Origin of the sequence: Arthrobacter sp. cf158, from assembly GCF_900106835.1 — a bacterium.
In the GTDB taxonomy this organism is placed as follows: Bacteria; Actinomycetota; Actinomycetes; order Actinomycetales; family Micrococcaceae; genus Arthrobacter.
Window position 1 is genome coordinate 340,092 of the sequence record NZ_FNNR01000005.1, and the last position, 13,906, is coordinate 353,997.

A 13,906-nucleotide genomic window follows, 5' to 3' on the forward strand; every position below is an offset into this window, starting at 1 on the left:
CTATTGTTTCTCAGATTGCCGGGCTGATATCGCCTTCCGGGCCGGCTCCTCGAATTCACTTCTATTTGAGCACGCCCGAGGCGTGTTGGCTGAGGGGCCGCCGGTTGCCTGACAATCATCAGGCGACCGGGCGGACCTCTCTATACTCTCATTTGCCTAGGGATTTAGACGGAACTCAATGCCTTTGCAGGCAATGCGGTAGAGAACTCATGGTGGCCCCCGGTGATGGTGAACGAAGGACATGATGGGAGTTCGACCTCCGCTGTCAGATCCGCTGGAAGGTCCAGGGATAGTTTCATCAGGTCGTCGGCAACGTTCCATTCGACGCTTATCGGCCCGTTGGGGGTTTTCAGGGAAGACTTTGCGTACTGAATGCCCGGACCTGGCTTCGGAGCGATGCGTACCTTGGCGTAGCCAGGAGCTGCGGGGCTGATTCCACCAACGACTTGGTGCAGCCAGTCCGCGACCGAGCCGAAAGCGTAGTGATTGAAGCTGGTCATAGTGCCAGGGTTGATCGACCCGTCCGGCAGTTTTGAATCCCATCGCTCCCAGATCGTGGTCGCACCCATGGTCACGGGGTAGAGCCAGGAAGGGCATTGCTCTTCGAGCAGCAGTTTGTAGGCGTCCTCGATGAAGCCAGATTCAGATAGCGCCCAGGTGATGTAGGGGGTTCCTGCGAAACCAGTGGAAATTCGGTAGTTGTTTGCCCGAACAAGTTCCGAGAGGCGTTCACCGGCAGAGCGGCGTGCCGAGTCATCCGGAAGGATGTCGAAGGTTATCGCCAAGGTATATGCGGTGGTGCTGTCGCTGGCAATGCGGCCGTCGGACTCGAGATAGTTCTCGGCAAAAGCCTGCTGAGTGCGGGCAGCTAGTTTACCGAAATGCGCAGCGTCGTCTGTGTGGTCGAGCAGCTCTGCAGTCTTGGCCATCAGCGTAGCTGTCCGATAGAGGCAGATGGTGGCCACAACGCCTGGATCGGCCTTGGCGGCTGCCGGTTTCTGCGGCGGCGCGTCGGGGTCGAGCCAGTCGCCGAATTGGAAGCCTTGATCCCACAGTCCGTTGCTTGATAACAACTGTTCGACGTAGCGGGTGTGGGAACTCATTGAGTCGTACTGTCGGACAAGGACGCCCTTGTCGCCGTAGGCTTCCCAAAGAGTCCAGGGCAGCCACACAGCCGCATCGCTCCAAACAGCTGTGGAAGCCGCGGACGTGGGAAGGCTGATCTTTAGGCGGCCGAATTTGAAGATGTCCGGTACTACGAATGGCACGAGGCCACCTTGCGCTTGCTGTTCTTTGGCGAGGTCTTGGAGCCAATCGCCGAGGAAATCCTTCACGTCATAGAGATAGGCTGCGGTGGGTCCAAAAACAGCGATGTCTCCTGTCCATCCGAGACGTTCGTCGCGTTGGGGGCAGTCAGTGGGCAGATCCAGAAAGTTCCCTTTGAGTCCCCAAACGACATTCCGGTGCAATTTGTTGATGAGTTCGTTAGAGCATTCGAACGTTCCCGTCCGTTCAAGTGCACTATGGACGACTACGGCTTCCAGCGATTCCTTGGATAGCTCACCGGGCCACCCCTCGACTTCGATGTAGCGGAACCCATGGAAGGTAAGGGTTGGCTCGAAAAAATCGTCACCGCCCGAGAGGATCACGGCGTCCGTTGCTTTGGCGCTGCGAAGCGGGCGCGTTGCGAGTTCACCATGTTCGATTTCTTCGGCATAGCGAATAGTAATGGTGTCGCCCCGAGAGCCCCGAACATGGAATCTCACCCAGCCCACCAGATTCTGACCGAAATCGATGAGGTGCTTGCCATGAGGCCTGGGCCAGATATGGATTGGGGGCAGGACCTCGTGTCTCACTGTCGACGGGCCCAAGGGTGCCACGAGCCGGCTTGGGTCGAGGTCCAGTGTGTGTACTGTTGTCCACTTTGTGTTCTGATAGCCCGGGAGCATCCAGGAAGGGTCTTGGCGCCGGGCGTCTATTAATTGACCGTCATAGAGGTCATTTGAGAGAGTAGCCGAGGGCCCAGCAAGCCACGTGTCGTCGGTAGTCACCGTTTGGACGAATCCGTCGTCGTACTCGATGTCTAAGTGCGCCCAGAAACCGAGCTCGTCGCCGTAGTTGTTGTCTACACCATTTATACCGAGGCGGCCACGGTACCAGCCATTGCCGATTGAGGCCCCGATGACGCTGGTCTCTTCAAGCAGGGGTAGAACATCGTAGCTTCGGTACTTGAGGCGCCACTCGTAGGAGCTCCAACCCGGACTGAGGACGTCCTCTCCTGCCGGTTTTCCGTTAACCCAGGCCTCGAAGATGCCGAAAGCCGTTGCTCGAAGATCAGCCCGAACTGGGCCGCCGTGCCCTTGCACCAACCGAAATTCTTTACGAAAAAGGGGGGCGCCTGCGAAGTCGTCCTTGGCCGCGATCATCTGGGCATTTGAGGTCCTCATCCAGATTGTGCCTTTCTTGGAGGTACGTTGATAAGTGGTTTAGCGGGTCAATTCTGATGCGGGCCGGGGTGCTGTCGTTTCAGCCCCGGGTTTGGGAAGGCGATGTATCCAGACGCCGATCGCGCCAGCACCCAGGGCAAGTACCGCCAGGGTTGCAAAGAGTATGTTTGGACCAGCGGCGAGGAGCGTAGGAGTCCAGAGCGCCACCGCTGCGGCAATAACGCGTGCGATAGCGAGAATGGCGCCCTGAGCAGTGCTGCGCATGAGGGTAGGAAATGACTCCTGAGTCCAGACCTTGAAGATGCCTTCGAACGCGAATGCCATTCCCATGGTCCCGAAGGCGTAGCCCAGCGCCAGTGTCCAGACGGTGATACCGAAGACTGCAGGAATAGTGAATTGGGCAGCGGTAAACGCAATGCCCAAGGCAAACCAACGCATGCGGTGGGGTCCGTCGACCAGACGCATGAAGATAATTGCAAAGGTAGTGCTGACCAGCAGCAGGCTAAGCATAATAGCGGAGGCAGTCTGCACAGTGGTTCCGGCGACCTTCACATACATGTAAACGCCGAATTGGCCCTTGGTGTTGGCCGCAACGTTCATGGTCGAGTAAAACAGGGCCAAGGCAACAAAGGAGATGAGAAGGGGCTTCTTGAACAGCTGCTTGAATGTCGAGAATTTGACCCCATCGCTCGGGTCTTTTCGTACGCGGTTTTTTGCTTCCATCCATTGGCGGGATTCAGGAACCCGGAGGCGTAGAACGAGTACTATGATGCCGACGACGACGACATGACCGTAGAGGATCCGCGCACCAAACTCGCCAAGTCCTCCGGCGAGAATTCCGACCGACTGTGCCGCGATCAAGCCCAGATACCAGAAGACTTGACTGAACGCCACGAGCTTTCCACGAGCACCCTCCGGTGCCTCTTCAGAAATCAGAGCAAGCGAAACCGGCAAGTCGGCGCCAGCGGCAAATCCCAATGCCACCACTCCGACGTACAGGAACTCCGCAGCCGGAGCCGCTGCCAGGAGAGTAGCGCCGAGAACCAGCAAGATCATTGTTGCTGTGAAGACTTTGCGGCGGCCGAATCTGTCACCTAGGTTGCCACCGACTAGTGCTCCGGCGGCAATCGACAGTGTGAGGAGCGACGAGAGCAATCCAATGGCGCCCGGCGTCAATCCGAAGGGTTCTTGGTAAAGAACGAGCGCGGTTCCTGTGGACACGATTGCTGCAGCGTCCAGGTACGACGCCATGCCCGCTACGCCAGAGCGGAACCATACTCTTCGGGGAATTTGAACTTTTTGTGACATGACTCGCCTTCGAGTGGATATACGGGACGCCAAACGTCCAAGGTGCGAACAAGGTAGCTATCAGTGGAGGTCGGTACTGCGGCCAGTGGCACTTGAATACTCAGTGAACCGATACACTCATCACCTTCGCTTGGATTACTGTAGGCACTGAAAACCCTTTAAATCAAGGTAAATTTCAACATCGTTTTTAGTGTATCGATACACTAAAGCGCAGCGTCTTGCTAGATGACCTGATAACCTTGTGTCAGTGACGGCGTGGGTATGCCCGTCTCGATTCGAAGGAGCTGGTCGCCGCCCGCGCATCGTAGATTGCATTTGCACCCTCGAACGCGAAGCAGGCAGTACCCGAAACATTCCGTTGGTTTATGAACCTGCTGCACCACGTGCTGGGAATTCACGGCGTTCGAGGGGCCGGAGCGCCGTGTGCCGGGCTCGATGGCTGCGTATGCGGCGAGATGCCCGGGAGGAGTGAAGGTGCCGGCATCGCCGATGGTCAGGAGTATCGTCGCTCTGGTCTTGATGCAGACTCCCGGCATGCACATCAGGTCCTGGGAAAGAGGGAAGGCATCGAGAAGCTTCTCGACTTCCTTGGCCACAATGGCTGGCTGGTGTTTGAGCTCCTTGATCTGCCCCGCGACGCGGGCGCTGACCAATTCGGCGGCTTCGGTGCCATTCACGGTGACTGTCTGCTCGCCCAGCGCCGTGAATGTGGCATCAACCAGGCTCACCGGATCCTTGCGCAACACGTTGGATCGCCCGGCGGCCCGCAGGTCGGTCGGTCCGGCGTATTTGATGAACGGCTCCACGATCAAAGACCGGGTCATTGGCTGTCCCCGGGAAGTCGCATTACGGGGTGGGGAAAGCTGAAGCAGCAGCGACCACGGCCGGTTGACCGCCTTGGTGCACTCATAGGTAGGATCAGCGTCGAATCCGGAGAGCACCTTCGGCGCTGCGAGCACCTCGCTGTCCCGGTCAACGGCCCGCAGCGTGTGTGGCGGTCCACGAGCCGTCGCAGCGATGATGAATGCATCCCGCGCGTCCGTCTTGGACTTTTGCGGCAGGTCAGCGGCTTTACGTAACGTCAGACCGGGCATGTACCGGCACAGCCGCAGTCCCTGGCCATGGCTATCGGAAGAGCGGCGATGGTGTTGGGCTGGTCGACAATCACGAGCACCCTGCCTAGCTGCTGCTGCCGGTGAACAGATCACGCAGCCGCGCCTCATCCTGAGGCAGGGGCTTGTAGAAGACCCCTTCGCCGGCTGCATTCAATGCTGCGGAGTGGTGCTCGATTTGGCGACATCAAGCGCCTCAGAATGACAGCTGTGTTCGATACGGCTCGGTCTACTGGATCTGACCTTCTACATGTCCGCCACAACCTCCCGGCGGTTGATTACACAGCAGTTTCAACTGAGGAACATTTGTTGGGGCTCGAGAATAGGCCTAGCCAGAGTTCGATTTGGCTTAGCAGCAAGTCACTCTGCAAGCCAGCACCCTGTGGGTAGTTAAAGTACGTCGGCGGCCCCGCTGTGAGGAGCCGCCGACGCGGTGACCACTCTGGAGGGTAGTGCCCTTCCCTCCGGAACGATCTGCTTTGCGAACGCCGTTCCCGCCTGGCGTATGTCGTTCCTATAACTGTTGCATCATCGAATGTTCAACAGCCTGGAAAGCAATGACTACTTGGGGGCTGCGATGTACCCCGTGGTCTGGGAATCTTCTTCCCCTGCGATCTCATGGTGTTCGTGCAGATCTTGGTTGACGTTGCGGATTCTGTCCCGGACTGAGAGCCATACCAAGAGGCCGACAAGGGCGATGCCAGCCAGACCGATCGGTACTGACCATGAGACATACCAGGGCAGTTCGTCGCCAGGGTTGCGAGGCCATGCGAGATTGATGATCTCGAAGATGATCCAACCCGCTGCGCCGATGACCACTGGGAGGGTGAAGGCGCCCAAGGTGAACGGTCCGTGGTGCCATTTCTTGCTCACGATCCGTACAAGCAATGCGACCACTACGAGCCCCATGGTTACGAAGAAGCCGCCGGCCGCGGCTGCGATGAGCGTTGCGTAGACCTGCTCGGAGAAGGCCAGGAGTGTGATCACAACAGCGAGCAGGCCAACCACGATGATCGCACGGTTCGGTGTGCGGTGCTTGTTCGAGAGCTTGGACAAGAACTTGGAGGCAGGCAAGACGCCATCTCGCGAAAAGGACCAGATAACGCGTGAAATGCTGGTTTGGGCGGTAAGCATGGAGGCCGCGAAACCAATGATAACCAGGGCAAAGAATGGTTGGGCGATACCAGGGCCGAGCGCTTCGGTGATGTTGTTGGCGGCAGGGTCGACGATGGCTCCTGCAATCACAGCCCCAAAGTCAGGGGTTGACAGGACCAGCGCAAGTGAGGAGTAAAGAACGACGATTCCGATGGTGGCAAGGGCGCCGACAATCGCCTTAGGCAGGTTCTTCTCGGGATTCTCGATTTCTTCGGCCATGCTGCAGACAGTCTCAAATCCCGCGAACCCGAAGCCTACGAATCCGATCGCAAGGATAAATCCGCCCCAGAGATAGTCGCCGTCGGCCGCTCCGCCTGAGGTGAAGAGGATGTCGAAAGGTTGCTCGCGGTGCCAAATGAGCAGCACAGTTGCCAGAACGATCGATCCGATAACTTCAGCGGCCAAGCTGAGCCGAGTGAGAATCTTCAATACGACCGGACCTATCAGGTTGAGCCCGGTCGTCAGAACGAGAATACCGAGAGCCACGAGAATGTGTTCGGGCAGGGTGAACTCAGGGATGCTCAACAGAGGCGGTATGAAACTCGCAATGGCATAAGCATTGCTCGCTATCACGATGACAATAGTCCAGATGTAGGCCCAGCCCGCCGCCCAACCGTAGTTTTCCCCGACGAGACGCCGGGCCCACTGGTAACTGCCACCTTGGAACGGCCACCGGGAAACCAATACGCCAAGGCTCAACGCAATAAGGAGCTGGAGAACGAGAACGATGGCGAACGCCCACCATCCTGCCGGCCCGGCAGCCTGCATGACCAAGCCGAAAACGGCGTAGAGGGCAACGATGGGGGAGATAAAGACGAATGCCAGGGTGAATGCATCGCGCATCCTGAACTGACGTTTAAGCGTTGCGCTTCCAGCCGGGGTAGCACGTGGTGATGGGTGGGACATTTGGGGGGCCTTTCAGTATTTCTGTATCCGGAGGCCGCTATGGCCAGCAGTCTACGGTGACCGCTCCAAGGGAAGCCGGATTTGAGGCGCAGAGGGGATCTTGCTTCAGCTACCGTACTCGGTTATGACACCAATCACAAGGGTTTTTTTCATAAGCTCAAGAAATAGATGGATTATTGATCATATGTGCTTGCGTCTGCCTGATGATTGCTCGCATCGTTACGATTAGCTAGTGGTCGCGCTTCCGTAGCCTGGCTGGCATCCGTGCCTCGATGGAAGGGGCTCAGCTCCCTGGAAGCGCCATAGACTTTCATGGGTATCAGCGCCCGCGCGCGCATCCCCGGAATGCATACAGGCATGCCAAGCGCGCGGTCGAGCGGCGCATTGCCCGCTATACCGATCTTCGGGAGGCGCGTTTGGACACGCGCCATGAGCGGTATCGGCAATGCTGGCCCTAATCCTGAGCGCAAACGGCCCTGATCTAGCCTGAGGTCAACACTGAAATCAGCATGACGGCTTCTTTGCCTATGACCGACTTTCGGGCTCGCTGAGGCCCTGGCAGCCTTTTGGCAGTGTCCTGCTTGCCGTCCGGACACGAATCCCGGAGTCTGGTGCCACTGTGTGGCATGGGGGTAGCCAACCAGGAGAACGCTCCCGAAGGAGGGGCTATCTAGCTGTCTGACAAGTTTGGTCTCGTGCGGGGCGTACGGCTTAGGTAAGGCCGGACCAGGTGTAGGGCAGCTTGTGGATATGAAGATAGGTGTAGGTGTGTGTTCCTACTACTGATTGGATAGACCGCAGGCGGGATCCGACAAAGTCTGCAAGGTCTGCTTTGTCCCTGCAGGTCACTTCGAGCATGAGATCGTGCCGACCGCTGGTAGTGATGATCATGCCCACTTCGGGGTGCTCTGCGAGATCCTTGGCTGCCGCGCGGATGTCGCCTGACACGGTGACGCCAATCCCCGCTTGTACTTGGCCTTGTGACAGCAGGCGGTTCACCATGGTGTTGATGTGCAGAACGCCCGTGTCCAGCAGTCGTAGTACCCGTCGCCGGGCGCTGGGGTAGGTCAGCCCTGAAACGGCGGCGAGGTCGGTGTATGAAGCGCGGCCGTCCTCTCGAAGGGCCTGAATAATCGACATGTCTGCCTGGTCGAGTGTGAGCGCTTCCTGCTGTGAACTCATGTTCAGTCTGCGGCCGCCTCCCAAGCCACCTGAAGTGTCGTATCCGTACTTTTCAAAAGAGAGGTAGAGGAAGGTCTGGCAGCTTTGAACGCCGTGAACGGCCCGGATCTCATCGAGGACCTGCAGCAGTTCGTCGTCGTCTTTGCATACGACTTCGACGAGGATATCGAAGTCCCCGGCGGTGGAGACGACAAAGTCTGTAGCCGGGAACGCTGCAAGGTGTTCGGCCACTTCCCGGGCAGACGTACTGACATTAATGGCGACACCAGCGAACGTCCTATAACCGAGAACCTCTGGAGATACGCTACCGACTACCTTGATGACGCCGCCGCGTTCAAGCCTGTCAATTCGATGCCGAATGGCTTCCCCTGAGAGGCTGACCTCGTTGCCCATATCGGAGAAAGTGGCTCGGCCGTCCTCACGAAGCAGATCGATCAAGGCCAGGTCAACGGGGTCGAGCGTCACCGATGGATGCTGTGCTGCTGCTCCGATTCGGGCTGTTTCGGTCGTCACCGATCATCTCCTTGAGTTTGGGCGCTGGTGCTCCTGAAAATATATCAAGTTAAGCACCGGCAAGGTGGCATTTTCTCAAATGCCACCTTGCTTGGTACTCGCGTAGGCGCCTAGGGGGCCAAATGAAGGACTGATGTTTTGGAGTGGGTGTAGTGCTCCACGGCTTGGGGACCGAGTTCACGCCCGAATCCGGATGCCTTCATACCTCCGAAGGGGAGGGTGGGGTGGAAGACGCCGTAGGTGTTGGCCCAGACGGTACCGGCTTCCAGCTTCCGAGTGATGCGGTGAACCCGGGAGACGTCCTTGGTCCACAGCCCAGCTGCGAGTCCGTATTCTGTGGAGTTAGCCTTCTCCACGGCGTCCTGCTCATCCGTGAACGTATCGATGGCTAGCACCGGGCCAAAGACCTCCTGGCTCGCCAGCGGGTGACCTGCGGGGATGCCAGAGACGATTGTCGGAGCCAGGAAGAAGCCGTGATCGGGAACGGTCGTACTACTGGTCGAGACCGATGCGCCCGCTTGTTGAGCTTCGGTGAGGAAGGATTTGATTTTCTTCAGTTGACCTTCTGAGATCACTGGCCCGATGTCGGCTCCTGGATCCATGGAGTGTCCGAGTGAGAGCTTGCCGGTGCGCTCGGTCAGGGCTTTGAGGAATTTTTCCTTAATGCTTTCCTGAACCAGAACTCGGCTGCCGGCGATGCAGATTTGTCCTGCGTTGGTCCAGATTCCGGCCGCGACACCCTCAACGGCAGCTTCAAGATCAGCGTCCTCAAAAATGACTTGGGCGCTCTTGCCGCCCAGCTCCACGGTTGCAGGTGTCAGGGTCTCTGCAGCTGCCCGGAGTATGGCCTTGCCGGTTGCGGTCGAGCCTGTGAACGCAATCTTGTCGACATCCGTGGAGGCGGAGAGAGCTTCTCCGGCCGTTCTCCCTCCAGTCACCACGTTGAATACTCCAGCAGGCACGCCGGCTTCGTAGGCAAGGTGTGCCAGAAGGACGCTGGACGCCGAGGCGAGCTCGGATGGTTTGGCGACTACCGTGTTGCCGAAGGCCAAGGCCGGACCAACCTTGTAGGTGAGGATGGGCAGTGGGTAGTTCCATGGGGTGATGGCCGCACAGACGCCCAGTGGTTCGCGGGTGGTGGTTGCGAAATACTCTCGCGGTGCGGGGACAACGGTCCCGGACGCTTTAGTGCACCAACCGGCGAAGTAGCGCAGTACGGATGCAGCTTCGGCGATGTCCAGTCGTGCTTCGGCCAAGGGCTTTCCGGTGTCTCGGGCCTCAATTTCACTGAGGATCTCGGCATCACGCTCCACTAGGTCGGCAAGCCGGAAGAGAATACGCTCACGTTCTTCGGGATCGACTTCGGACCAACGGCCGTCTTTGAAGGCCGCGCGCGCGGCAGCGACGGCTGCGTCAACGTCGCCGGCACCCGAATCGGCGAGTTCACCAATGACTTGCCCGGTGCCCGGATCGATGATGTTGAGATAAGTCCCGCCCGTCGATGCATACGTTTCCCCGTTGATGAAGCTCTGGACGGGGTAGTCGAATATAGCTTGGCTGGACGCGGACTCTGCAAGGTGCGCCGCGTCAGTGATGTGGGTCATTTGTTTTCTCCAAGGGTCTGTGCCGTTGCAATGGAAAGTGCCTCGATAAGAACGTCCAGCCCGTCTTGGAGGAGGTCTTGCCCGATCACCAAGGGCGGCAACAGTCGAATGACGTTGCCGTGCGTTCCAGTGACGAGGACGAGAACGCCTTGTTCGTGGCAGAGCCGTGCCGCCGCCCGGGCCAGGTCCGGCGCAGGTGTCTTTGTTCCAGGGAGGACGAGTTCGATGGCTATCATGGCACCGCGTCCGCGGATGTCCCCGATGGGCGAACCGGGGAGCTTTTGCGCCGTGGCGAACCTGCTGATTGCTGTCTCACCGATTTTCCTGGCAGCTTCAAGGAGCCCGTTATCGGTGATTTCCGCGATTGCCGCCAAAGCCGAGGCGCAGGCTGCTGGATTGCCGCTGTAAGTTCCGCCGAGGCCGCCAGGTTGGACGGCGTCCATGAGTTCGGCGCGGCCGGTGACCGCTGACAGGGGTAGTCCGCCTCCCACGCCCTTACCGATAGCCATGAGGTCGGGAACAATCTGCTCATGTTCTGAGGCGAACCAGTCGCCGGTGCGGCCGGTGCCGCTTTGTACTTCGTCGGCGATGATCAGAATGCCGTTGGTATGCGCGTACGACTGGAGTGCGGTGAGGTAACCGGGCGCGGGAACAATAAATCCGCCCTCGCCTTGGATGGGTTCCACCACGATTGCCGCCACTTCGGTAGCACCGATGCGGGATTCTATGGCATTGATGACCAGGGTTGCCGCCTCTTCCCCGGAGAGGCCGTCCCGGTAAGGGTAGGACGCCGGCACTCGGTAAATTTCGCTGGCGAGGGGCCCGAAACCAAGTTTGAAGGGTGCGGCTTTCGCTGTCATGGCCAAGGTCAGGTTGGTGCGTCCGTGGTAGGCGTGCTCAAGCACGACAATTGCTTGCCGGCCAGTAGCCTTCCTAGCGACTTTAACGGCGTTCTCCACAGCTTCGGAGCCGGAATTGAACAGGGCAGTCCGTTTGGCGTGTGTGCCAGGTGTGATGCTGTTGAGTTTCTCGCACACCTCGACGTACCCCTCGTAGGGAGTAACGAAGAATGCGGTGTGCGTGAATGCGTTGATTTGCCGGGTGACCGCCTCGACGACTTTGGGGTTGGCGTTGCCGACAGTGGACACTCCCACCCCTGAGGCCAGATCGATCAGCTGGTTCCCATCGGCGTCGACCAGGATTCCGCCACCAGCTGCTGTGACATAAATGGGCAGCACGGAGGGGATCGCCGAGGTGACGGCCTCGGCACGTCGGTTTTGGAGCTTGAGGGAATTGGGGCCCGGAATCTGGGTGCGCACAATCCGTTGCTGCGAGATGGCGGGGCCGCCGGTGATGCTGTTCATGGGGGTTCTCCTGACGTTTTCTGTTACCACTGGACGGCGATGTACTTGGTTTCGAGGAATTCGTGAATTCCGTGATGCCCGCCTTCACGGCCGATGCCGCTTTGCTTTACACCGCCGAAGGGTGCAGCGGGGTCCGAGAAGATGCCGGTGTTCACGCCCACCATGCCGGCATGGACTCGTTCGGCGACGCGCAGCGCCCTGGCCAGGTCGGCGCTGAAGACGTAGGAACCGAGTCCCATGTCCGTCGCGTTGGCCATGGTGACCACGTGGTCTTCATCGGAGAAGCCCACTACTGGGGCGACGGGGCCGAAGAGCTCGTGGTTCAAGATGTCGGCGTCGGGCGCTACGTTGGTCAGCACGGTGGGAGCGAAGTAGTAGCCGGGGCCGGCCGGCACCTCTGTACTGGTGGCACGCTCGGCTCCGGCCTCGATGGCAGACGCCACGGCTTCTCTCAGGCCTTCCAAGGCGGCCTTGCTGGCGAGAGGTCCGACTTCAGTGGAGGCGTCGCTGCCCGGGCCAAGGCGCAGGGCTTCCATGGCCTTGACGAATTTGTTGGTGAATTCCTCACGGATGGCGTCATGAACGTAGAAGCGGTTGGCTGCGGTGCAGGCTTCGGCGTTGTGGCGCATTTTTGCAGTCATTGCAGCTTCGACGGCTTTGTCGACGTCGGCGTCCTCAAAGATGATGAAGGGCGCGTTGCCGCCCAGCTCCATACCAGTGTTGAGCACCCGTCCGCTGGCCTGATTAAGCAGTTGGCGACCCACTTGAGTGGAACCGGTGAAGGAGAGCATTTGAACCGGGCTGGAGTCGATCAAAGCTGCAACGACTTCCTTGTCCCTGCGGGTCGGGACGATGTTGAGCGCGCCGTTGGGCACTCCAGCCTGAGTCAGTAACTCGGCGATTCTCAGAGCCGTCAGGGGTGTCTGGTTGGAGGGTTTGACGACGACGGTACAGCCTGCCGCCAACGCGGGGGCAACCTTGCGGGTGATCATGGCGGCGGGCAGGTTCCACGGGGTAATCGCCAGAACGACGCCGACAGGCTGGGAAATCTCCATGATGCGCCGGTTTCCGGTGGGGGACTCACGGAGAGAGCCAGGGAGCCGTACTGCCTCTTCGCTAAACCAGCGGAAGAACTCGGCAGCGTAGTCTGCTTCGGCGAGAGCGTCGGCACGCGCCTTACCGTTTTCGGCGACGATCAGGCTCGCGATTTCTTCGCGGTGAGCTGTGAGGACCTCGAAGGCGGACCGGAGCACCTCGGCGCGCTGGCGAGGCGTCAAGGCTCCCCACGGTTTTAGCGCCTTCTGCGCCGCTTCTGCGGCTGCGAGGCCGTCACTGATGGAGCCGTTTGCGACGTCGACGATGGTTTTGCCGGTGGCTGGATCCTCCACCGGGAAAACGGCGCCGTCGGAGGCGCGGCGGAATCCGCCGTCGATGAACAGGCCGCTGGGGCCGGTAAAAGATTCTGTCATGGTTTTTCCTATTACGCTCTGGGAATCTGGGTGGTCTGTCGCTTAGACAGGCTGGTGGTCGGCCGCCAGACGTGGGGCCTTGTCCTGAATTGCCAGGAATGCTTCGGCACCGAAGTCAGCAACGAGATCGGTACCGTTGATCCAGTGCGACTCGGGCGTGGTCAGGAACCAGGCGACGTTGGCGATTTCCGTGGGCGTTCCCGGCCGGCCGGAGCGTTGGACGATCGGGTCGAGCTCTTCGGCGCCCATGGATTCGTAGAAGGAATCCAGCAGCGGTGTCTGTACCGGGCCGGGGCTGACCGAGTTGACCCGGAAGCGTCCAAAGTATTTTTGCGCTGCCAGAATGGTCCACACCACCGCTGCTTCCTTGGCGCGGTTGTACGCAAGGTAGCCGTCATCTTCGGAGAGGTTGAGGGCTTTGAGGGCAGATTCGACGTCGGGGGCTTGGATGAGGGAGGTTACTTCTTCGAGGTGGTCCCGCCAGTACCACCCGGAGGTAGAGGCGACGTTGACTACCGACCCACCGGGGGTGATTTTCGGGGCCGCCTTCTCGATCAGTTCACGGATACCGAGGAAGTTCACGGACAACACGGTGCGGGATCCGGCCGTGCCGGCAACCCCAGCGACGTTGCACAGGATGTCGATGGCGTCGGGCAGGGCGTCGACAGCTGCAGCAATTGAAGCCGAATCGGCCAGGTTAACGGTGATGGTTTGAACGTCCAGCGGACAGGCGTTGCGGTCCAGGACGATGACGTTGTCATTGTTGTCGAGGAATTTCTGAGCGGTTGCCAAGCCGATGCCGGAGGATGCTCCGGTGATTACTACGGTGCGGGGAGTCATGTTTTC

The 13,906-nt window shown here is 59.3% G+C and carries 9 protein-coding genes; all 9 read right to left on the bottom strand.

All coding sequences use genetic code 11. From position 1 onward, the window contains the following. Positions 1 to 164: 164 nt before the first annotated feature. The 9 genes from BLW08_RS12580 to BLW08_RS12620 all read right to left on the bottom strand — a co-directional run bounded on the left by BLW08_RS12580 (position 165) and on the right by BLW08_RS12620 (position 13,900). Positions 165 to 2,447: an alpha-L-rhamnosidase gene (locus BLW08_RS12580; protein ID WP_091325434.1), complete on the bottom strand. Its 2,283-nt coding sequence runs from the start codon at positions 2,445 to 2,447 to the stop codon at positions 165 to 167. Between the two features lie 39 nt (positions 2,448 to 2,486). After that, entirely contained in the window at positions 2,487 to 3,755 is a 1,269-nt protein-coding gene (locus tag BLW08_RS12585) for an MFS transporter (protein WP_091325436.1), read from the bottom strand. Between the two features lie 221 nt (positions 3,756 to 3,976). After that, positions 3,977 to 4,849 carry an IS110 family transposase gene (locus tag BLW08_RS12590; protein ID WP_254779846.1) on the bottom strand — a complete coding sequence of 291 codons (873 nt, stop codon included), beginning with the start codon at positions 4,847 to 4,849 and terminating at the stop codon, positions 3,977 to 3,979. A gap of 579 nt (positions 4,850 to 5,428) precedes the next feature. Then, complete coding sequence (locus BLW08_RS12595) at positions 5,429 to 6,865, bottom strand: APC family permease (RefSeq protein ID WP_254779847.1); 1,437 nt, start codon at positions 6,863 to 6,865, stop codon at positions 5,429 to 5,431. 774 nt (positions 6,866 to 7,639) lie between these two features. After that, a complete protein-coding gene (locus BLW08_RS12600) occupies positions 7,640 to 8,623 on the bottom strand; it encodes an Lrp/AsnC family transcriptional regulator (protein ID WP_091325439.1) in 984 nt (327 codons plus the stop codon). Between the two features lie 110 nt (positions 8,624 to 8,733). Beyond that, positions 8,734 to 10,227 (bottom strand): aldehyde dehydrogenase family protein, encoded by a 1,494-nt coding sequence (locus BLW08_RS12605; protein ID WP_091325441.1) that lies wholly within the window; start codon positions 10,225 to 10,227, stop codon positions 8,734 to 8,736. Further along, entirely contained in the window at positions 10,224 to 11,591 is a 1,368-nt protein-coding gene (gabT, locus tag BLW08_RS12610) for a 4-aminobutyrate--2-oxoglutarate transaminase (RefSeq protein WP_091325444.1), read from the bottom strand. Before gabT ends, BLW08_RS12605 begins: the two co-directional genes overlap by 4 nt. A 23-nt stretch (positions 11,592 to 11,614) precedes the next feature. Then, positions 11,615 to 13,060, bottom strand: a complete 1,446-nt coding sequence (locus BLW08_RS12615) for an NAD-dependent succinate-semialdehyde dehydrogenase (RefSeq protein ID WP_091325446.1) — start codon at positions 13,058 to 13,060, stop codon at positions 11,615 to 11,617. A 42-nt stretch (positions 13,061 to 13,102) separates the two neighbouring features. After that, on the bottom strand, positions 13,103 to 13,900 hold the full coding sequence (locus tag BLW08_RS12620; RefSeq protein ID WP_091325449.1) for an SDR family oxidoreductase: 798 nt from the start codon (positions 13,898 to 13,900) through the stop codon (positions 13,103 to 13,105). Positions 13,901 to 13,906: the final 6 nt, after the last annotated feature.

Coding starts and splice junctions, on each gene's coding strand:
- gabT (WP_091325444.1), bottom strand. CDS start 11,591: ATGAACAGCATCACCGGCGGCCCCGCCATCTCGCAGCAACGGATTGTG.
- BLW08_RS12620 (WP_091325449.1), bottom strand. CDS start 13,900: ATGACTCCCCGCACCGTAGTAATCACCGGAGCATCCTCCGGCATCGGC.
- BLW08_RS12585 (WP_091325436.1), bottom strand. CDS start 3,755: ATGTCACAAAAAGTTCAAATTCCCCGAAGAGTATGGTTCCGCTCTGGC.
- BLW08_RS12615 (WP_091325446.1), bottom strand. CDS start 13,060: ATGACAGAATCTTTTACCGGCCCCAGCGGCCTGTTCATCGACGGCGGA.
- BLW08_RS12595 (WP_254779847.1), bottom strand. CDS start 6,865: ATGCGCGATGCATTCACCCTGGCATTCGTCTTTATCTCCCCCATCGTT.
- BLW08_RS12605 (WP_091325441.1), bottom strand. CDS start 10,227: ATGACCCACATCACTGACGCGGCGCACCTTGCAGAGTCCGCGTCCAGC.
- BLW08_RS12580 (WP_091325434.1), bottom strand. CDS start 2,447: ATGAGGACCTCAAATGCCCAGATGATCGCGGCCAAGGACGACTTCGCA.
- BLW08_RS12590 (WP_254779846.1), bottom strand. CDS start 4,849: ATGCCCGGTCTGACGTTACGTAAAGCCGCTGACCTGCCGCAAAAGTCC.